Source organism: Nocardiopsis sp. CA-288880, assembly GCF_050955985.1.
GTDB lineage: Bacteria > Actinomycetota > Actinomycetes > Streptosporangiales > Streptosporangiaceae > Nocardiopsis > Nocardiopsis tropica.
Genome location: NZ_CP192105.1, coordinates 6041835 through 6061020, shown reverse-complemented (window position 1 = coordinate 6061020; position 19186 = coordinate 6041835). Strand labels below are relative to the sequence as shown.

Here is a 19186-nt window from a genome sequence, read left to right as displayed (position 1 = left end):
TCCGGCTGCGCGTCGAAAACCGGTTGCCGACCCTCCTACTCTTGACTACTGATGAGCACGACCACGCCCACACCCACCGCTGACGCACTCCGCTCCCGGCTCCGCGACCTCATGCCCGCGGACCGGCACCGGCTCCGTCGGCGTATCGACGGCCTCGCCAAGATCCGCGACGAGCGCCGCGGCGCCTCCGCCGCCGCCCAGATCGCCAAGGACATCGACGAGGCGGTCCTGCGCGTCGACCTGCGCCGCGAGGCCGTCCCCGAGCTCACCTACCCCGAGTCGCTCCCGGTCAGCGCCCGGCGCGACGACATCGCCGAGGCCATCCGGGACCACCAGGTCGTCATCGTCGCCGGTGAGACCGGCTCCGGCAAGACCACCCAGCTGCCCAAGATCTGCCTGGAGCTGGGCCGCGGCGTCATGGGCACCATCGGGCACACCCAGCCCCGGCGGCTGGCCGCGCGCACGGTCGCCGAGCGCATCGCCGAGGAGATCGGCACGCCGCTGGGCGAGACCGTCGGCTACAAGGTGCGCTTCACCGACTCCTCCAGCGGCAGCACCCTGGTCAAGCTGATGACCGACGGCATCCTGCTCGCCGAGATCCAGCACGACCGGATGCTGCGCCAGTACGACACCCTCATCATCGACGAGGCCCACGAGCGCAGCCTCAACGTCGACTTCCTGCTCGGCTACCTCAAGCAGCTCCTGCCCAAGCGCCCCGACCTCAAGGTCGTCATCACCTCGGCGACCATCGATCCCGAGCGCTTCTCCCGCCACTTCGACGACGCCCCCATCATCGAGGTGTCCGGGCGCACCTACCCCGTCGAGGTCCGCTACCGGCCCGTCTCGGAGGACATCCTCGACCCCGAGGAGAAGAACCCCGGGCCCGGCACGGACCGCGACCAGACCCAGGCCATCCTCGACGCCGTCGACGAGCTCTCCCACGAGCCGCCCGGCGACATCCTGGTCTTCCTCAGCGGCGAGCGCGAGATCCGCGACACCGCCGAGGCGCTGGAGAAGAAGAAGCTCCGGGGGACCGAGATCCTCCCGCTCTACGCGCGCCTGTCGGTCTCCGAGCAAAGACGCGTGTGGTCCTCCCACAGCGGGCGCCGCGTCGTCCTGGCCACCAACGTCGCCGAGACCTCCCTGACGGTCCCCGGCATCAAGTACGTCATCGACCCCGGCACCGCCCGCATCTCGCGGTACTCCCACCGCACCAAGGTGCAGAGGCTGCCCATCGAGGCGGTCTCCCAGGCCTCCGCCAACCAGCGCAAGGGCCGCTGCGGCCGCGTCTCCGAGGGCATCTGCATCCGGCTGTACTCCGAAGAGGACTTCCTGTCCCGCCCCGAGTACACCGACCCCGAGATCCTGCGCACCAACCTCGCCTCCGTCATCCTCCAGATGGCCTCCCTCGGCCTGGGCGACGTGGCGGCCTTCCCGTTCGTGGACGGCCCCGACCACCGCCAGATCAAGGACGGCGTCAACCTCCTCCTGGAACTCGGCGCCCTGCACCCCGAGGCCGAGGCAGCCTCCGGCAAGGGGGGCGGCAAGCGCCGCCTCACCCAGACCGGCCGGCGCCTCGCCCAGCTGCCCATCGACCCGCGCCTGGGCCGCATGGTGCTGGAGGCCCAGGAGCGCGACTGCCTGGCCGAGGTCATGGTCATCACCTCCGCCCTGTCCATCCAGGACCCGCGCGAGCGCCCCACCGACAAGCAGCAGCAGGCCCAGCAGTCCCACGCCCGGTTCACCGACAAGGAGTCGGACTTCCTGGCGTTCCTCAACCTCTGGAACCACCTGCGCGACCGCCAGCGGGAGCTGTCCGGCAACCAGTTCCGCAAGCTGTGCCGCGAGGAGTTCCTCAACTACCTGCGCGTCCGCGAGTGGCAGGACATCCACTCCCAGCTCAAACAGGTCCTGCGCACCATGGGCATCGAGGTGCCGCCGCTGCGCGAGGAGGCCGCCGACCCGCGCGGCGTCCACATGTCCCTGCTCGCCGGGCTGCTCTCCCACGTGGGCCTCAAGGACCCCGAGAAGCACGAGTACCTGGGCGGGCGCGGGGCGCGCTTCGCCGTCTTCCCCGGCTCGGCCCTGTTCAAGAAGCAGCCGCGCTTCGTCATGGTGGGCGAGCTGGTCGAGACGTCCAAGCTGTGGGGCCGCATGGTCGCGCGGATCGAACCGGAGTGGGCCGAGGAGCTCGCCGGCGACATCGTCAAGCGCAACTACAGCGAACCCCACTGGGAGCGCAAGCGCGGCGCCGTCATGGCGTTCGAGCGCGTCACCCTCTACGGCGTGCCCATCGTCGTGCAGCGCAAGGTGTCCTACGGGAAGATCGACCCGGAGCTGTCCCGGGAGCTGTTCATCCGCCGCGCCCTCGTCGAGGGCGACTGGGAGACCCGGCACCACTTCTTCCACGACAACCGCAAGCTCCTCGACGAGGTCGAGGACCTCGAACACCGCGCCCGCCGCCGCGACATCGTCGTCGACGACGAGACGCTGTTCCGGTTCTACGACCGGCGCGTACCCGACGACGTCGTGTCGGCCGCGCACTTCGACGCCTGGTGGAAGAAGGCCCGCCGGACCGAGCCGACGCTCCTCGACTTCACCCGCGAGGAGCTCATCAACGACGGCGTCGACGCGGTCAGCGAGGACGACTACCCCGACGTGTGGCGGCAGGGCGCGTTCACGTTCCCGCTGACCTACCAGTTCGAGCCGGGCAGCGCCGCCGACGGCGTCACGGCGCACATCCCGCTCAAGTTCCTCAACCAGGTGGAGAACACCGGCTTCGACTGGCAGATCCCGGGCCTGCGCGACGAACTCGTCACCGCGCTGATCCGCTCGCTGCCCAAGCCCCAGCGCCGCTTCTTCGTGCCGGTCCCCGACAACGCCGCCCAGGCGCGCGCCGGCCTCACCCCCTACGAGGGGACGCTGACCGGGGCGCTGGCCGCCGAGCTCACCCGCATGGCCCAGCCCAGGGGCGGTGACCGGATCCCGGAGAGCGCCTTCGAGCTCGACCGCGTGCCCGACCACCTGCGCATCACCTTCCGCGCGGTGGACGACCGCAACCGGACCCTGGCCGAGTCCAAGGACCTGGAGCAGCTCCGCGCCAAGCTCAAACCGCGCCTGCGCGAGGCCATCTCCGCGGAGGCCAAGGGCGTGGAGAAGAAGGGCATCACCTCCTGGGACTTCGGTCCGCTGGAGCAGACCCTGGAGCGCAAGGCGCTCGGTCCCAAGGTCAAGGGCTACCCGGCCCTGGTGGACGAGGGCGACAGCGTCGCGGTGCGCATCTTCGACACCCGGGCCGAGCAGCGCGCCGCCATGCGGGCCGGGACCCGGCGCCTGCTCATGCTGACGATCCCCTCGCCGGCGCTCGCCGTCAGCAAGGGGCTCAACAACCCGGACAAGCTCGCCCTGGCCGACAACCCGCACGGCTCGGTGAAGGCGATGCTCGCCGACGCCGAGTCCGCCGCCGTCGACCACCTGCTCGCCCGCGAGGGAGGGCCGGTCTGGAACGGCGACGACTTCGCCGCGCTCGCGGACCGGGTCCGCGCCGACCTCGGCGACACCCTCGCGGAGACCCTGGACAAGGTCGCGCGGGTCCTGGTGCTGTGGCGCAAGGTCTCCAAGAAGGTCAGGGGCACCACCTCCCTGGCCGTCCTGCCCTCGCTCAACGACGTGCAGGGCCAGCTCGGCTCCCTCGTGGGGGACGGGTTCGTCACCGCCGCGGGCGTGGCACGCCTGGACGACCTGCACCGCTACCTGAGGGGCATCGAGCACCGCCTGGACAAGCTGCCGGAGAACCCGCGCCGCGACCAGGTCAACATGTCCAAGACCGAGCAGATGCGCCAGGCCGTCGCGAAGGTCACCGGGACCCTGCCCCCGGGGCGGGCGGCCGACGCCGACGTGGCCGAGCTGCGCTGGATGCTGGAGGAGTACCGGGTCAGCCTCTTCGCGCAGGAGCTGCGCACCGCCTACCCGGTCTCCGACAAGCGCATCATGAAGGCCCTGGAAGCCGTCAAAGCCGCCGGCCGGTAACAGCCGCCGGGGCGGAGGGGCCCCGTCCGGTGGACCGGGCGGGGCCGGTCGCCCTCATCCGAGCGTCTTGGCGATGTCGCTCATCTTGCGGTACAGGCGCATGCTGTCGGGGATTCCCTGGAACCCGTGCTTGCCGTAGAAGGTGTGGGCCTCCTCGTCCATGGCGTCGACCACGAGGAACCGCACCGCGAAGATCTCGTTGCCCGCCAACGCCCGCTCGAAGGCATCCACCAGCAGTACGGGTCCGAGCCCCTGGCCCTGGTGCCGGGTGTGCAACGCCAGACGCGCCAGCAGCACTGCGGGGACCTTGTGCATACTCCCCCGCGCCAGGGCCTTGGGCAGAGCGTCCCTCTCCAAGGTCATGGAGGTGAAGGAGTAGTAGGCCGCCACTTCTGCGCTCCCCTCCTCGCACCACACGAAGGTGGCGGCGGTGTTGTTGGCGCGCGCGTGGAGCGCGCTTCCGCGGAGCCACGAGTCCAGTTCCTCCTTTCCACAGGTGAAGGAGTCGAGCCGGTGTTCCCGGCTGAGGGGCTGGCAGACGAACACGGTCGGTTTACCTCTTCACGATGGAGCGGTGCCTGCGCACCGCGGAGGACAGCTCCTCGATCGGCTTCGCCGGTTCCTCCAGGGACTCGATCATGGCGTCGAAGAACGCCGCGGGGACCGTGGTGGTCTGCTCGCGCTCGAGGACCTTCTCGGCGGCTTCACGGGCAGCCCGCGCGACGAACCTGGAAGCGGACTCGTGCCGGATCTGCGCGGCTTCGAGGAACAAGGCCTTGTCCTCGGGGGTGACTCTGATTTCCACGCGTTCGGTTGCGGTCCCCATCGGCGAACTCCTTAGTCGGGTGGTACCTCCCGGTCGGCCGTGTCGGATGGCACAGCCGGAAGCTGTCTGAGATTGTACGGAACTTGTACGGAAGGCGCGAGGATTTCCAGAGGGGTCTGCGTCATGTCTCGGAGCCGACGCGGAGGGCGCCGCCCCTCCGGTCACAGGGGAACCTGTAGCATGCGGCCGGTGGTGTAGACCACTGGATCGCGAACGCATGCTACGGAAACGAGGCTCCCCGGTGGGCGAATCGGTCGGTGGATCGGTGGACGGACGTCGGCTGCTGCTCGTGGGGACCTACACCCCCGACTCCGACCCGCCGGGAGAGGGCGGGGGCGTCCACCGGGTGTGGTTCGACCCGGAGACGGGCGAGATGACCGACGGCGGCGTCGCGGCCCGCACCCCGGGCCCCTCCTTCCTCGCCTTCCGGCCCGAGCCGCCCACGGTGTACGCCGTCAACGAGAGGGCCGAGGGCACCCTCACGGCCTTCCGGGTCGGCGGCGACGCCTCCCTCGCCGAACTCGGCGCCGTTCCCACCGGAGGCGGCTCCCCCTGCCACGTGCGGGACCTGGGTCCCGAGCAGGTCGCCGTCGCCAACTACGCCGACGGCGTGGTCTCCTTCGTCCCCACGGCGCAGGACGGAACCCCCGCCGGCCCGGTCGGCCGGTTCGCCCACCGGGGCGGCGGACCCGTCACCGACCGGCAGGAGGGCCCGCACGCGCACAGCACCGCGGTCGTCGAGGACTCCGACGATCCGCGCCTTCGCTACCTGCTCGCCGCGGACCTGGGCACCGACGAGCTGCGCGTCCACCACTACGCCGTGCCGGGGGGCGCGGCCGGGCCGGAGGGGGCCGCCGCGCCCCGACCGGAGGAGGGCCTGCTCCGCACCGTCCAGCTCCCCCCGGGCACCGGTCCGCGCCACATGGCGGTCAACGGGCGGTACGTCTACGTGGCCGGCGAGCTGGACTCGCGCGTGCACGTCGTGCTGTGGGACCCCCGGAAGGGCGCCGGGGAGCACCTCGGCTCGGTCCCCGCCACCGCCGACGAGGCCGCCGGGCGCAACTTCCCCGCGGAGATCGCCCTGCACCGGCTCAAGGCCGGGGGCCGCGACATCGCCGAGGGCGACGCGCTCCCCCTGACCAGCACCTACGAGGGCCGCGTCTACGTGTCCAACCGCGGGGCCGACGTCATCTCCACGTTCGCGGTCCGCGACGGCGGCGCCCGCCTGGAGCACCTGGCCGACACACCCGCCGGCGGCGACTGGCCCCGCCACTTCACCGTGGTGCGGGGCCACGGCGGCCAGCCCGACCACCTGGTGGCGGCGGCCCAGAACGGCGGCTCCCTGGCCTCCCTGCTCATCGACCCCGACACCGGGATCCCGGCCGACACCGGCCACCGCCTGGAGGTCCCGGACCCCGTCTGCGTGCTGCCCGTCCCCATCAACCGCATCCGCCGCGCCGCCACCTGACCCCGCGACGCCCGAGGGACCCGCGTGGCCGCCCGTGCCGGTGGGGCACGGGCGGACCATCGACCGCGCCCCCGCGCTCGCGGACGCCCCGACGGCCGGCGGCGGGCCCTCCCGGTACCGGACCCTCCGCGCCGTCGACAGGCCGCCGCGGGCCCGCCCCCGGAGCCGGGGTTCCGCCGAATCCCTGCCTTTTCGGGAAAACAATCACCCGCAACCGTCCCGGCCGACGGCAAAACGGAAAAGAACCAAACAAAAGCGAAGTATTCAACGGGAGAACACGGACTCTCTTTCGCGTGCGAAGCCGAGCCCTGCGTTAGCGTTACCCTGGGATTCTGTAAAGGGATTCCGCGGGGGCGCGGCGGTCGGGAAACGGCTGCGGGCAGCCCTCTTTTATCCGTTGTTTTGCGTATTCGGGGGTTTGAATCGTGGCAGAGGTATCGACGGCGCCCGACGTGTACGACGAGACCGGGGGCGGCGGGGAGACCCACCAGGGGAGGATCATCGCCAGCTGGCTGTCGTCGACCGACCACAAGGTCATCGGGTACATGTACCTCATCACCGCCTTCGCCTTCTTCCTCTTCGGCGGCGTCCTGGCGCTCCTCATGCGCGCCGAGCTGTTCCTCCCGGGCATGCAGGTCGTGTCCAACGAGCAGTTCAACCAGCTGTTCACCATGCACGGCACGATCATGCTGCTGCTGTTCGCGACCCCGCTCTTCATCGGGTTCGGGAACATCATCATGCCGCTGCAGATCGGCGCCCCGGACGTGGCCTTCCCCCGGATGAACCTGTTCAGCTACTACCTCTTCCTCTTCGGCGGGCTGGTCGCCGTGGGCGGGTTCCTCACCCCGGCCGGGGCGGCCGCCTTCGGCTGGTTCGCGTACACGCCGCTGTCCGACGCGGTCCGCTCGCCGGGCATGGGCGGCAACCTGTGGATCCTGGGCCTGCTCGTGTCGGGCCTCGGCACCATCCTGGGCGGGGTCAACTTCATCACCACCGCCCTGTGCATGCGCGCGCCCGGCATGACGATGTTCCGCATGCCGATCTTCACGTGGAACGTGGTCCTGACGAGCGTCCTGGTGCTCATCGCGTTCCCGGTCCTGACCGCCGCCCTGATCGCCCTCGGGGCGGACCGCATGGTGGGCGCCCAGGTCTTCAACGCCGAGCACGGCGGCGCCATCCTGTGGCAGCACCTGTTCTGGTTCTTCGGGCATCCCGAGGTGTACATCATCGCCCTGCCGTTCTTCGGCATCGCGACGGAGATCCTGCCGGTCTTCAGCCGCAAGCCGATCTTCGGCTACAAGAGCCTGGTGGCCGCCACCATCGCCATCACCGGCCTGTCCGTCACCGTGTGGGCGCACCACATGTTCCCCACGGGCGCGGTCCTGCTGCCGTTCTTCTCCTTCATGTCCTTCCTCATCGCGGTCCCGACCGGCGTGAAGTTCTTCAACTGGATCGGCACGATGTGGCGGGGGCAGATCACCTTCGAGACGCCGATGCTGTTCACCCTCGGCTTCCTGGCCACGTTCCTCTTCGGCGGCCTGACCGGCGTGCTCCTGGCCTCCCCGCCGATCGACTTCCACGTCACCGACACCTATTTCGTGGTGGCGCACTTCCACTACGTGGTCTTCGGCACCGTGGTGTTCGCGATGTTCGCGGGCTTCTACTTCTGGTGGCCCAAGTTCACCGGAAAAATGCTCAACGAACCCCTGGGCAAGTTCCACTTCTGGCTGCTGTTCTTCGGCTTCCACGGCACGTTCCTGGTCCAGCACTGGCTGGGCGCCTCCGGGTTCCCGCGCCGCTACGCCGACTACCTGCCCGGAGACGGCTTCACCGAGCTGAACCAGATCTCCTCGGTCTCCGCCTTCGTCCTCGGCGCCTCGACGCTCATCTTCTTCTGGAACATGTACATCACCGCCAGGAAGGCGCCCAAGGTCACCGTGGACGACCCGTGGGGCTACGGCTGCTCGCTGGAGTGGGCGACCACCTGCCCGCCGCCGCGGCACAACTTCACGTCGCTGCCGCGCATCCGTTCGGAGCGTCCCGCGTTCGACCTGAACCACCCGCACGCCGCGGTCCCGGCGGGCACGGACCCCGAGAGGAACTGACCGCCCGAGGAGTCGGACCTCCCCGCAGGAGACCCTCCCGGGGACCGTTCCGCCCGCACACGAGCTCAAGGCCCCAGGCGCCCGCACGGCGCCGAGGGCGACCGGTTCCGGATCGAAGGCGCATGGTCGTGAATCCATCCCCTGGTGACAACGCACGCTGGCCGCTCCTCGAGGGGCGCGCCGCCGCGGTGTTCGCCACCCTCCTGGCCGTCGCCACACTGATGATGCTGTGGACCTGGACGGGGCACACCGCCTTCGCGGCGGCCGGGTGCTGCACGGCGGCCGTCGTGTTCGCGGCGGGGTTCGTACGGGCCAGGGCCGGCTGGGCCGAGCTGGTCGGCGGCCCCCTGGACGGCGCACGCGTCCGCTCCACCAGGGCCGACCGCCTCCGGGGGACGGGCCTGGTCCTGGTCGTCCCCGGCGGAGGGCGTGCCCGCTACGGCCGGGACGAGGCCGGACGCCTGGTCTACCGGGGCCGCGACGACAGCGGGGAGGGCTGAGGGCGCGGCCCCGGGCAGCGCTCCCGACGCCGTGGCCGCTCCCGCCGCGAGCGGCCACGGGAGCCCCGGAGGGCGCCGCGAGGCCCCGCGGAGTGATCCCCGTCTCAGGACGACCTCCACAAGCCCGACGCCCCCGGAACTGTGCGCCCCGCCCTCCCCCCGCCACACGCGCATCACGGACAATGGGTGGTGATCCACTCCCACCGCCTCCCCGAGGGGAAACGCCCATGCCCGCCAACGGGACGAAGAAGCACGTCCGCCACAGGGGTCTGACCGCCCGCGACCTGGCGCTCATCGCCGTGTTCGCGGCCCTCATCGCCGCCCTCAGCGTCACCGTCGCGATCCCCTTCCCCGGCTCCCCGGTGCCGGTCACCCTCCAGACCCTGGGCATCATGCTCGCCCCCAGCCTCCTGGGCTGGAAGCGCGGCAGCCTCGCCGTGGCCACGTTCGTCGTGCTCGGCCTGGCGGGCCTGCCGCTCTTCGCGGGAGGCAGGGGAGGGCTGGCGGCCCTGGCGCTCCCCTCCTCCGGGTTCATCGTGAGCTGGATCCCCGCCGCCCTCGTCATCGGCCTGCTCACCGACCTGATGCTGCGCAACGGCCGCTACCGCCTCTGGCAGGGGATCCTGGTCAACGCCCTCGGCGGCATCGCCGTGGTCTACGCGATCGGACTGCCCTGGCTCGCCGTAGCCGTGCAGAGCTGGGAGATCGCGGCCGTCTCCGGGGCCACCTACCTGGTCGGCGACGCCGCCAAGGTCGTCCTCACCGCGCTCATCGCCTCCGCGGTCCTGCGCGCCTACCCGATCCCGCCCGCCGGACGCCCCGTCCGCGACGGGGCGGACCAGGAGCCCGGCAGCGGCGGCGGAGCCGCCTGATGCTCCGCCTCCAGGGGGTCTCCCACTCCTACGACGACCGCGCCGTCCTGCGCGACGTCACCCTCGACCTCGCCGAGCACCGCATCGGCGTGATCGGGGCGAACGGATCGGGCAAGTCCACGCTCGCCCGCACCCTCAACGGCCTCGTCGTCCCCGACGAGGGCCGGGTGACGCTGGGGGAGTGGGACACCCGGCGCCACGCCAAACACATCCGGCGCCGGGTCGGGTTCGTCTTCTCCGACGCCGCCAACCAGATCATCATGCCCACGGTCGCCGAGGACGTGGAGATCGGCCTGCGCTCCCTCCGGCTGGGGAGGGAGGAGACCGCCCGCCGCGTCGACGCCGCCCTGGTCCGCTACGGCCTCGACGGCCACCGCGACCACCCCGGGCACCTGCTCTCCGGAGGCCAGAAGCAACTCCTCGCCCTGGCGTCGGTCCTGGCCACCGAACCCGAGGTGCTGGTGTGCGACGAGCCCACCACCCTGCTCGACCTGCGCAACACCCGCATGGTGCACCGCACCCTCGACGGCCTCGACCAGCAGGTCGTCCTGTTCACGCACGACCTCGGCCTGCTCGACGGGTTCGACCGGGTCCTGGTGATGGACGAGGGGCGGGTGGCCTTCGACGGGGCCCCCGGCGAAGCGGTGGCCCACTACCTCCGGCTCATGGACGGGGCCGACCGGGAGGCCGGCGCGTGAGCGCGATCGGCCTGTACGTCCCCGGCACCGGCCCCCTCTACCGGACCCCGGCCTGGGCCAAGCTCCTCGGACTGCTCGCCGCCGGAGTGGCCCTCCTCGCCGCCGCGGACCACCGGATCGCGCTCGGCGCGCTGGCCGCGTCCCTCCTGGCCTACCCCGTGGTCGGGCTGGCCCCCGCCCGCGCCTGGGGGGTCCTGCGCGTCCTGTGGCCGTTCCTGCTGGCCATCGCCCTGTTCCAGGTCCTGTTCGGCGCGTGGGAGACGGCCGTGCGCCTGTGCGCGCAGCTCGCCGCGCTCGTGCTGCTCGCCAACGTCGTCACGCTCACCACGCGCGTGCGCGAGATGCTCGACCTCTTCGAGCGCGTGGCCCGCCCGCTCCGGCACGTGGGGGTCGCCCCCGACCGGGTGGCGCTCGTGCTCGCCCTGACGATCCGGTCCATCCCGATGGTCGCCGACGCCTGGCGGACGTCCCAGGAGGCCTACCGGGCGCGGGGGCTGTCCGGGCGCCCCCACCTGCTCGTGGTCCCGGTGATCGTCCAGCTGCTGCGGATGGCCGACGCGACGGGCGAGGCGCTGGTGGCCCGGGGGATCGACGACGACACGCGCGCCTGACGAGACGCGGCCGCACTGCGCCGGGCGGACACCGGATCGCCGCCCACGGAGCGCCGGGTGGATAATGTCCGGACAGCCCCCTGCCGCGCCTACGAACCGGTGATAGCGTGCCCCGGCGTCCCCCCGCCGACATCATCCGAACCTGGTCCGCCGCCACGGCGGCGATCTGCCTCGTCGTGCTCACGGCCCTCGCGGTCCCCGGCGCCACCTCGGCCGCCGGAGGACTCTCCGCGCCGGACCCGGCCCTCGTCCGCACCCTGCTCTCGGAGAGCGCCCTGCCCCTCGTGCCCTTCGCGCCCCTGACCGGCCCGGCCACCGGCGGGCGCACACTCGGTCCGGCGCAGCGGGACGAGCTCACCGGGCGGATGGAGGAGCTGGCCGGCGAACACTCCGCGGACTTCGCGGTCGCCGTCCAGGACCTGCGCACCGGCGCCACCTTCAGCCACGGCGCCCACGAGCGGTTCCCGACCGCGAGCGTGTCCAAGCTGACGATCCTCGCCCTGCTGCTCCTGCGCGCGGAGGAGGAGGGGCGCGGGCTCTCCGCGTCCGAACGGGACCGGGCGGAGGAGATGATCCGCTACAGCGACAACGAGGTCACCGACGGCCTGTACGCACGCATCGGCTTCACCGACGGGTTCACGAGCGGCGTCCGCGCCCTCGGGTTCACCGGCACCGAACCCGACCCGCGCGGCGTGTGGGGCTCCACGGCGACCACCGCGGCCGACCAGGTGCGGCTGCTGCGGATCCTGTACGTCGGCGAGGGGCCGCTGTCGCCGGAGAGCCGCGCGTACGCCCGCGGGCTGATGGAGTCCGTCGCCCCGGAACAGGCCTGGGGGGTGTCGGCCTCGGCCGTCCCGGGGGACACGGTCGGCCTCAAGAACGGCTGGACGCCCCGCGAGGGCAACCGCGGGCTGTGGACCGTCAACACGGTCGGCTACGTGAGCGGCCCCGACCACGAGTACCTCATCGCGGTCCTGTCCGACGGGAGCCGCGACTACGCCACCGGCGTGGCGCTCGTGGAGGAGGTCTGCGGGACGGTCACGCAGGCCATGGAGGAGGCGCGCGGCGACGGAGGACCGGCGCCCTCCCCCCGGGGCCCCGCGCGCTGACCTTCCCGGTGCGCCGGGCCGGCCCCCGCGCGGGACGCGCGGACGCCCCGGCCGGAGGCGTGCCCGGCCGGGGCGCCCGGTCCCGGAGGCGGACCGTGGACGGCGCGCCGCTAGTCCAGCGGGCCGCCGGCCACGTAGACGACCTGGCCCGACACGAACCCGGCCTCCTCGCCGGTGAGGAACGCGACCGTGTTGGCGATGTCCTCGGGGACGCCCACCCGCCGCACCGGGATCTCCGCCTCCTTGAACGCCTTCATGTCCTCGTACTTGACGCCGATCCGCTCGGCGGTGGCCCTGGTCATCGCGGTCTCGATGAACCCGGGGGCGACGGCGTTGCAGGTCACGCCGAACTTGCCCAGCTCGATCGCCAGGGTCTTGGTGAACCCCTGGAGCCCGGCCTTGGCGGCGGAGTAGTTGGCCTGGCCCCGGTTGCCCAGCGCGGAGGAGCTGGACAGGTTGACGATGCGGCCCCAGCCGTTCGCGGTCATGTGCGCCTGGGCGGCCCTGCTCATCAGGAACGAGCCCCGCAGGTGCACGTTCATCACGGTGTCCCAGTCGTCCGCCGACATCTTGAACAGGAGGTTGTCGCGGAGGACGCCCGCGTTGTTCACGAGGATGGCGGGCGGGCCGAGGCGTTCGGCGACGGTCGCGACCGCGGCGTCCACCTGGTCGGCGTCGGAGACGTCGCATCCGACGGCGAGCGCCGTGCCGCCCCCGGCGGTGATGCGGTCCACGACCTCCTGGGCGTCGGACTCCTTCAGGTCCAGGACGGCGACGGCCCGGCCTTCGCGCGCCAGGCGCTCAGCCGTGGCGGCGCCGATCCCGCGGGCGGCTCCGGTCACGATGGCCACACGAGGCGTTGGGGACATGGGGTTACCTCCAGAATTCACGTGGTGGGCGCGACAGAATCCTATCCACATCCCTACCGGTCGGTAAGCGGGTGGGGGGCGGGAGTGCGGCCTTTCGGGGAGCGCCGGGGAGAGGTCCGGGGAGGAATGGGGATCCGGTGAAGTTGGTCCCCCTGTTTCCCTGCACTTTGTCGAAGCTTGGCCTACGATTGCCACCAAGACCGAGATGCACGTGCATACGAGACGTGCAGCGGCACGGGCCCGAAGGTGTCTTCGCGGGATCGCGGAGGTTTCCGGGACGTGTCGTCGCTGCTCGCCACGGTGCGTCAGGGAGGAAGTGGAAGGCATGGAGTGTGCGGAGGCGGTGGCGGAGCCTGCCGGCGGATGGTGGCTCAAGGTCCTGACGCACGGTTCCCGGCGCTGGAACACCCCGGTCTGCGGCGACCGGCACGACGCGGTCACGTGGAGCTTCGAGCCGAGGCCCCACGCGGTGGGGGCCGCGCGGGAGATTTCCGAGGCGCTTCTCCGCGAATGGGAGATGCAGCACTTGTCCGGCGATGTCGCGGTGGTCGTTTCCGAATTGGTCACCAATGCGGTCCGGCACGGCGGCCCCCTGCCCTTGACCAGGCAGAGCGAGGGGGGTATTCAGCTCTCACTGATGCGCAGCGGGAGCGAATTCATCTGCGCGGTCCGGGACGGCGGCGATCGGCTGCCCCGGAGAAGGGAAGCAGATCTGACCATGGAGGGCGGGCGCGGACTTGCCCTGGTGAGTGCTTTCGCGCGAGAGTGGGGTGTGATTCCCACGTCTCCCGGCGGAAAGTTCGTTTGGGCGCAATTCGCCTGATCCCGGTCAGGCGATCCGCGACCGGACGCCCCGCGGCCACCCGAGGACCGCGGGGGCGCCGGCCCGGTGACCCGCCGTCCGCGACGGGGGCCGACGGCGGCCCCTCCCGGAGGGGCCGCCGCCGTCACCGACGGAGTACCCGGGTGCGGGGGCGCTCCGGTTATATCGTGTACATGTAGTGTCTTGACCTCAAGGCAAAGGTGTCCCGCCACCCCGGATACCCTTGTGCCGGGAATGACAGAGAGGCGACGAACGTGGATATCGCTCGATTGCGCAAGGGGAGCGGCCCCACCGTGCGTCGCATGCTACTCGGGCACGAGCTTCGTAAGCGTCGCGAACAGCGGGGTATCACCCGTGAGGACGCGGGGAACCGGATTCGGGCATCCGCGTCGAAGATCAGCCGGATGGAACTCGGCCGGGTCGGTTTCAAGCTGCGCGATATCGAGGACCTCCTCAAGATGTACGGGGTCTCCGACCGCAAGACGATCAAGGAATTACTCGAAGTCGCCCGCGAATCCAACAAGCCCGGGTGGTGGAAGGAGTACGGCGACTCGCTCCACAAGTGGTTCATCCGCTATGTGGGCTTCGAGGAGGCCGCCGACCACATACGCATCTACGAGTCCCAGTTCGTGCCGGGCCTGCTCCAGACGGAGGAGTACGCACGGGAGATCATCTCGGGCGGCGTCGAGACCGACATGGTCACCGAGCAGCGCATCGAGGCGAGACTGCGCAGACAGAAACGCATCGAGAACGACACGAGCATGCGCATGTGGGTGATCCTCGACGAGGCCGCGGTGCGCCGCCCCATCGGCGTGATCAGCCGCGGCCCGGAGATCATGCGCCGCCAGATCGAGCACCTGATCCACCTCAGCAGCGAGCACGACAACATCACGCTCCAGATCATCCCCTTCTCCGTGGGCGCGCACGCGGCCGAGGCCGGGTCCTTCACCCTGCTGAGGTACTCCGAGTTCGAGCTCGCGGACATGGTGTACCTGGAGCAGCTCCACGACGGCGAGCTCATCGACCGCCGCAATGTGGTGGAGGCGTACACCAAGGCGATGACCCGGCTGAGTGTGGCCGCGGCCACCCCGGACGAGACGCTCGACATCCTCAAGGAGATCCGGGAAGACCTCAAATAGCCGTTCACCGTCGCCCGCGGAGGGGCGGAGCGGTGGTGAGGGGAGAAGAACGCGGGCCCGCTGAGGCGGGCCTTTCCGGATGTTGAAGGGCCCTGTCCACTGGACAGGGCCCTTCTGTCCGTATCCTCGGTCGACCCGGATGAGGGCGTGGCAACCGGGTCGGTGAGTGCGGAGGGTCCGCGGGCGGAACTCCCCCGGGGCGCTCCGAAGCCCCCGACGGCATCGCCGGTGGGACTCGTCCTAGCTGAGCAGGTTGTCGAAGTCACCGTCCTTGGCGCCCAGGATCATGCAGTCGATCTCCTCCTGGGTGTAGACCAGCGCCGGCCCGGACGGGAACCGGGAGTTGCGCACGGCGATCGAGCCGTCGCTCAGGCGGGCCATCTCGACGCAGGCGCCCTGGGAGTTGCTGCGCTTGGCCTTCTGCCAGGCGACGTCGGTCAGCTCGGTCGCGGTGATGCCGTTGTGTGCGGTCATGCTGTGCTGCTCCTTCGGATCTGCGAGGGGAACGTCCGTGCTGATGCACCGCCAGATGCACGTGCACAAGCACCGACACTTCATAAGCATAGCGTGACCCTCACCACTTGTCCGGGGGTTTGGTTCTATGTAAGCGCGGTGTAATCCAACCGTTCGGGACAGGTGTCCGGACCCCGACGAACGGGACGACACGGGTGCGATTCCGGCGCCCGGCACGGTGCCGGACACGCGTGAGCCCCACCCGTCCGGCACGTACCGGACAGGTGGGGCTCACGGGGGCCGGCCGGGGCCCGGCCGCGGCGGGGCGGCGTCCCGCCGCGCGGCGGGACGCCGTCAGGCGTTCGGGGTCAGGAGCAGCCCAGCGCGGTGGTCAGCGCGGCCAGGTTGCCCCGCATGATCGACGGGTAGTCGTCGCCGGGGGAGTCCTCGGTGACGCCCTCCAGCGGGTCGAGCACCCGCACCTCGGCACCGGTCTCGGAGGCGATGGTCTCGGCCGTCTCCGGAGGCATCAGCGGTTCGGTGAAGACCGTGGTGATGTCGCGCTCCCGCACGATGTCGGTGATCGCGGCGATCTGCGACGGGGAGGGCTCGGTGTCGGGGTCCACCCCGCTGACGCCGACCTGTTCGAGGCCGTAGGCCTCGGTCAGGTAGGTGAACGCGGTGTGGCCGACGACGACGTCGTGGTGCTCGCAGGAGGCCAGGCCCTCCTCGTACTCCCGGCCGATCGCCTCCAGCTCCGCCGTCACGGTCCCGACGTTCTGCTCGTAGGCGTCGGCGCCCTCCGGGTGGACCTCGCCCATCCGCTCGCCCAGGGCCCGGGCGGTCTCCGCCATCAGCTCCACGTCCAGCCAGAAGTGGGGGTCGTGCTCACCGTGGTTGTGCTCCTCCTCCCCCTCCTCCTCATGGGCGTGCTCGTCCTCGTGGCCGTGCTCGTCCTCGTGGGCGTGCTCCTCGTCCCCGTGCCCCTCGTCCTCGCCGCCGGCCGGACGCAGGTGCACGACGTCGCCCACGTCGAGCGCGCTGTCCGAGGCCTCCTGGGAGACCGCGTCGTCCACCGCGGGCTGGAGGCCCCCGACGAAGAACGCGATGTCGGCCTCGCTGACCTCGCCCACCTGGCGGCCGGTGAGCTCCAGGTCGTGGGGTTCGGTGCCGGGCTCGGTCAGCTGGGTGACGGCCACGCGGTCCCCGCCGATCTCGCGGGCGAGCCACTCCAGGGGGTAGACGCCGGTGACCACGGTCAGGTCGGCGTCGGCGGGGGAGACACCCGTGTCCTCGGCCCCGCCTCCTCCGCTTCCGCAGGCGGTGATCATCATGAGTGTCGCGGTGCCGAGGACGGCGGCCCGCACGGTTGTCCCTGTTCGCATGGGTCAATCATCGGGATAATGAAAACGGTTGTCAATTTGTCTGTTTGTGGAGGATGTCTCCCGGGTGTCTGATCCGCCCGGGTGCTACACGATCTCCGAGAACCGCTCGACGTCGTCGGTCCGTCCCGCGACCACGATCACATCGCCCTTGTTGAGCACCGTCTCCTGGGTCGCGTACGTGAACTCCGCGCCCATGCGCTTGACCGAGACCACGGTGATCCCGTACTCCTGGCGCACGCCCGTCTCGCGCAGGGATTTGCCGAGCAGCTCCTTGGGGGCCTTGGTCTTCCCGAGGGAGAACCCCTCCTCCAGCTCCACGTAGTCGAGCATCTGCCCCGACAGCAGGTGCGCCACCCGCTCGCCCATGTCGTGCTCGGGCAGCACCACGTGGTGGGCGCCCACCTGCTCCAGGATGCGGCCGTGCCGACGGCTCGTCGCCTTCGCCCAGATGGTCGACACCCCCAGGTCCACCAGCTGGGACGTGGCCAGGATGCTCTCCTCCAGGTGGGTGCCGATGGCCACCACCGCCCGGTTGAAGTTGGAGGCGCCGATCTGGCGCAGCGCCTCCTCGTCCGTGGCGTCCGCGATCACCGTGTGGGTGAGGGCGTCGGCGTAGGTCTGCACCAGGCGCGGACTGGTGTCCACGCCGAGGACGTCCCAGCCGCGGTTGACCAGTTCGAGGGCGAGGGAACTGCCGAACCGGCCGAGGCCGATGACCAGGACGCTCTTGTCGTCGTTCCTGTTGCGGTGTGGCACGGGTGACTCCTGTCTGTGCGGCTCAGCCGATGATCGGCCTGGCCTCGGCGAGATCGTAGCGCCGGCGGCGGTCGCGGAAGGCCAGGGCGGTGGCGACGGTGATGGGGCCGATGCGCCCCGCGACCATGAGCGCGACGAGCAGGCACTGGGCCCACGGGGGCAGGTCGGGGGTGATGCCGGTGGAGAGCCCCACCACGCCGAAGGCGGAGACGACCTCGAACACCACCGGGAGGAAGTGGAACGGGGTCGTGTGCATGAGCAGCAGCGAGCTGAACGCGACGACCGTCGCGGACAGGAACACCAGGCTGAGGGACTGGCGGATCACCCCGGGCGGGAGCTTGCGGTCGAACACGTGCACCTCGTTGTGCGCCCGGATCTCCGCCAGCACCACGAGGAAGATCACGGCCAGGGTCGCGACCTTGATTCCGCCGGCCGTTCCGGCGCTGCCGTTGCCGACGAACATGAGCATGATCGTCAGCAGCAGCGTGGAGTCCTGCATCTCCCCGACCGGGACGGAGTTCAGCCCACCGCTGCGGGGCATCACGCTGTGGAAGAAGCCGTCCGTGAGCTTGTCCGTCCAGTGCATCGCCCCGAGCGTCGCGGGGTTGCCCCACTCCATCGCGGTGATGAGCGGGAAGCTCCCGAGGAAGAGGATGGCCGTGGTCGTGATGGTGATCTTGGCGTGCAGGCTCCACGTGCGGGGCTCGCCGAGGTTGCGGCGCAGTTCGAGCAGGATCGGGAAGCCGAGGCCGCCGAGGATCACCGCGAAGGCCACCGGCAGGAGGATGAGCGGATCCCCCGAGAAGCGCATCATGCTGTCGTCGTAGAGGGAGATGCCGGCGTTGTTGAACGCCGAGATCGAGTGGAACAGGCCGGAGTAGGCGGCCTCCCCCGGGGACATGTCGTAGCCCAGCCACATCCGGGGCGCGATGAGCAGGAACGTCAGGCCCTGGAGCACCAGGAAGACCAGGGCGACGCGGCGGACCACGCCGGAGACGTCCCCGATCCACAGGCTCCGCGTCTCGGCCTGCACGTTGAGCTGGGAACGCAGTCGGAAGCGGTGGATCATGGCCGTTCCGAGCACGGACGCCAGGGTCATGATCCCGATGCCCCCGACCTGCATCAGGGCGAGCATGACGATCTGGCCGAAGAGGTTGAGGTCGTGGCCGACCGAGATCACGCCGAGCCCGCACACGGCCAGGGCGGACGTGGCCGTGAAGAGCGCGGGGACGAAGTCCAGCCCCTCGCTGCCGGGGGTGGACAGCGGGCTCATCAGCAGGGCGGTGCCGACCAGGTCCACGGCGAGGAAGACGAGGAGGAAGACGCGGGCCGGTTTGCGCCATGCGAGGAGTTCCCTGGCCGGCCGCCAGGCCAGGCGCGGGCGGAGGAGGGTCTTCGGCGACCGGAGGCGGGGGGCCGTCCTGCGGACCAGCGCACCGAGGCTGCCTCCGCGCGGGCGGGGGCGTCGGCTCACCGGGTGCGCAGCCCGTGGCCGTGTGTGGTTTCCACCGGATTCTCCTCCTTCGACGAAGCGCGAACGATT

General features: G+C 70.9%; 17 protein-coding genes. 10 read left to right on the top strand and 7 right to left on the bottom strand.

The genetic code is table 11. The annotated features are described in order from the left end of the window. The first annotated feature begins 51 nt into the window (after positions 1 to 51). Positions 52 to 4029 (top strand): ATP-dependent RNA helicase HrpA, encoded by a 3978-nt coding sequence (gene hrpA / locus ACQPYD_RS26160; protein ID WP_433698135.1) that lies wholly within the window; start codon positions 52 to 54, stop codon positions 4027 to 4029. A gap of 54 nt (positions 4030 to 4083) precedes the next feature. On the opposite strand, the gene ACQPYD_RS26155 is transcribed toward hrpA, so the two are convergent. Next, positions 4084 to 4575, bottom strand: a complete 492-nt coding sequence (locus ACQPYD_RS26155) for a GNAT family N-acetyltransferase (protein WP_433698134.1) — start codon at positions 4573 to 4575, stop codon at positions 4084 to 4086. 7 nt (positions 4576 to 4582) lie between these two features. Continuing rightward, positions 4583 to 4855 carry a DUF1778 domain-containing protein gene (locus tag ACQPYD_RS26150; protein WP_433698133.1) on the bottom strand — a complete coding sequence of 91 codons (273 nt, stop codon included), beginning with the start codon at positions 4853 to 4855 and terminating at the stop codon, positions 4583 to 4585. A 217-nt stretch (positions 4856 to 5072) separates the two neighbouring features. Here ACQPYD_RS26150 and ACQPYD_RS26145 point away from each other — a divergent pair, with 217 nt between their 5' ends. The 7 genes from ACQPYD_RS26145 (at position 5073) to ACQPYD_RS26115 (ending at position 12218) form a co-directional block, all read left to right on the top strand. After that, positions 5073 to 6323 (top strand): lactonase family protein, encoded by a 1251-nt coding sequence (locus ACQPYD_RS26145; protein WP_433698132.1) that lies wholly within the window; start codon positions 5073 to 5075, stop codon positions 6321 to 6323. Between the two features lie 452 nt (positions 6324 to 6775). Further along, complete coding sequence (ctaD, locus tag ACQPYD_RS26140) at positions 6776 to 8428, top strand: aa3-type cytochrome oxidase subunit I (protein ID WP_433702137.1); 1653 nt, start codon at positions 6776 to 6778, stop codon at positions 8426 to 8428. Between the two features lie 128 nt (positions 8429 to 8556). Then, entirely contained in the window at positions 8557 to 8928 is a 372-nt protein-coding gene (locus tag ACQPYD_RS26135) for a hypothetical protein (protein WP_433698131.1), read from the top strand. Between the two features lie 227 nt (positions 8929 to 9155). Then, complete coding sequence (locus ACQPYD_RS26130; RefSeq protein WP_433698130.1) at positions 9156 to 9800, top strand: biotin transporter BioY; 645 nt, start codon at positions 9156 to 9158, stop codon at positions 9798 to 9800. Then, on the top strand, positions 9800 to 10498 hold the full coding sequence (locus ACQPYD_RS26125) for an energy-coupling factor ABC transporter ATP-binding protein (RefSeq protein ID WP_433698129.1): 699 nt from the start codon (positions 9800 to 9802) through the stop codon (positions 10496 to 10498). The genes ACQPYD_RS26130 and ACQPYD_RS26125 overlap by 1 nt, the downstream gene beginning before the upstream one ends. Then, complete coding sequence (locus tag ACQPYD_RS26120) at positions 10495 to 11109, top strand: energy-coupling factor transporter transmembrane component T family protein (protein WP_433698128.1); 615 nt, start codon at positions 10495 to 10497, stop codon at positions 11107 to 11109. The genes ACQPYD_RS26125 and ACQPYD_RS26120 overlap by 4 nt, the downstream gene beginning before the upstream one ends. Positions 11110 to 11216: 107 nt before the next feature. Then, the gene (locus tag ACQPYD_RS26115; RefSeq protein ID WP_433698127.1) at positions 11217 to 12218 is read left to right on the top strand and encodes a serine hydrolase; all 1002 of its coding nucleotides are present in this window, start codon (positions 11217 to 11219) and stop codon (positions 12216 to 12218) included. 110 nt (positions 12219 to 12328) lie between these two features. Here ACQPYD_RS26115 and fabG read toward each other — a convergent pair whose 3' ends face one another. Then, complete coding sequence (gene fabG, locus ACQPYD_RS26110) at positions 12329 to 13087, bottom strand: 3-oxoacyl-ACP reductase FabG (RefSeq protein WP_433698126.1); 759 nt, start codon at positions 13085 to 13087, stop codon at positions 12329 to 12331. 325 nt (positions 13088 to 13412) lie between these two features. Here fabG and ACQPYD_RS26105 point away from each other — a divergent pair, with 325 nt between their 5' ends. Together ACQPYD_RS26105 and ACQPYD_RS26100 are read left to right on the top strand one after the other, a co-directional pair. Beyond that, positions 13413 to 13910, top strand: coding sequence for an ATP-binding protein (locus tag ACQPYD_RS26105; RefSeq protein ID WP_433702136.1), 498 nt, complete (start codon positions 13413 to 13415; stop codon positions 13908 to 13910). 302 nt (positions 13911 to 14212) lie between these two features. Continuing rightward, positions 14213 to 15049: a helix-turn-helix domain-containing protein gene (locus ACQPYD_RS26100; protein WP_267946166.1), complete on the top strand. Its 837-nt coding sequence runs from the start codon at positions 14213 to 14215 to the stop codon at positions 15047 to 15049. A gap of 240 nt (positions 15050 to 15289) precedes the next feature. Here the strand turns inward: ACQPYD_RS26100 and ACQPYD_RS26095 are convergent, their stop codons facing one another. The 4 genes from ACQPYD_RS26095 to ACQPYD_RS26080 all read right to left on the bottom strand — a co-directional run bounded on the left by ACQPYD_RS26095 (position 15290) and on the right by ACQPYD_RS26080 (position 19018). Further along, on the bottom strand, positions 15290 to 15523 hold the full coding sequence (locus ACQPYD_RS26095) for a DUF397 domain-containing protein (RefSeq protein ID WP_267946165.1): 234 nt from the start codon (positions 15521 to 15523) through the stop codon (positions 15290 to 15292). A 347-nt stretch (positions 15524 to 15870) separates the two neighbouring features. Beyond that, positions 15871 to 16887 carry a metal ABC transporter substrate-binding protein gene (locus ACQPYD_RS26090; RefSeq protein ID WP_433698125.1) on the bottom strand — a complete coding sequence of 339 codons (1017 nt, stop codon included), beginning with the start codon at positions 16885 to 16887 and terminating at the stop codon, positions 15871 to 15873. Positions 16888 to 16971: 84 nt separating this feature from the next. Continuing rightward, positions 16972 to 17643 carry a potassium channel family protein gene (locus tag ACQPYD_RS26085; RefSeq protein ID WP_267946163.1) on the bottom strand — a complete coding sequence of 224 codons (672 nt, stop codon included), beginning with the start codon at positions 17641 to 17643 and terminating at the stop codon, positions 16972 to 16974. A gap of 22 nt (positions 17644 to 17665) precedes the next feature. After that, positions 17666 to 19018 carry a TrkH family potassium uptake protein gene (locus ACQPYD_RS26080; RefSeq protein WP_433702135.1) on the bottom strand — a complete coding sequence of 451 codons (1353 nt, stop codon included), beginning with the start codon at positions 19016 to 19018 and terminating at the stop codon, positions 17666 to 17668. Between the last annotated feature and the right edge of the window lie 168 nt (positions 19019 to 19186).

Excerpts from the sequence above, each read along its gene's own strand:
- hrpA (WP_433698135.1), top strand. The coding sequence starts at position 52 with ATGAGCACGACCACGCCCACACCCACCGCTGACGCACTCCGCTCCCGG.
- ACQPYD_RS26150 (WP_433698133.1), bottom strand. The coding sequence starts at position 4,855 with ATGGGGACCGCAACCGAACGCGTGGAAATCAGAGTCACCCCCGAGGAC.
- ACQPYD_RS26145 (WP_433698132.1), top strand. The coding sequence starts at position 5,073 with ATGCTACGGAAACGAGGCTCCCCGGTGGGCGAATCGGTCGGTGGATCG.
- ACQPYD_RS26130 (WP_433698130.1), top strand. The coding sequence starts at position 9,156 with ATGCCCGCCAACGGGACGAAGAAGCACGTCCGCCACAGGGGTCTGACC.
- ACQPYD_RS26125 (WP_433698129.1), top strand. The coding sequence starts at position 9,800 with ATGCTCCGCCTCCAGGGGGTCTCCCACTCCTACGACGACCGCGCCGTC.
- fabG (WP_433698126.1), bottom strand. The coding sequence starts at position 13,087 with ATGTCCCCAACGCCTCGTGTGGCCATCGTGACCGGAGCCGCCCGCGGG.
- ACQPYD_RS26105 (WP_433702136.1), top strand. The coding sequence starts at position 13,413 with ATGGAGTGTGCGGAGGCGGTGGCGGAGCCTGCCGGCGGATGGTGGCTC.
- ACQPYD_RS26100 (WP_267946166.1), top strand. The coding sequence starts at position 14,213 with ATGCTACTCGGGCACGAGCTTCGTAAGCGTCGCGAACAGCGGGGTATC.
- ACQPYD_RS26095 (WP_267946165.1), bottom strand. The coding sequence starts at position 15,523 with ATGACCGCACACAACGGCATCACCGCGACCGAGCTGACCGACGTCGCC.
- ACQPYD_RS26090 (WP_433698125.1), bottom strand. The coding sequence starts at position 16,887 with ATGCGAACAGGGACAACCGTGCGGGCCGCCGTCCTCGGCACCGCGACA.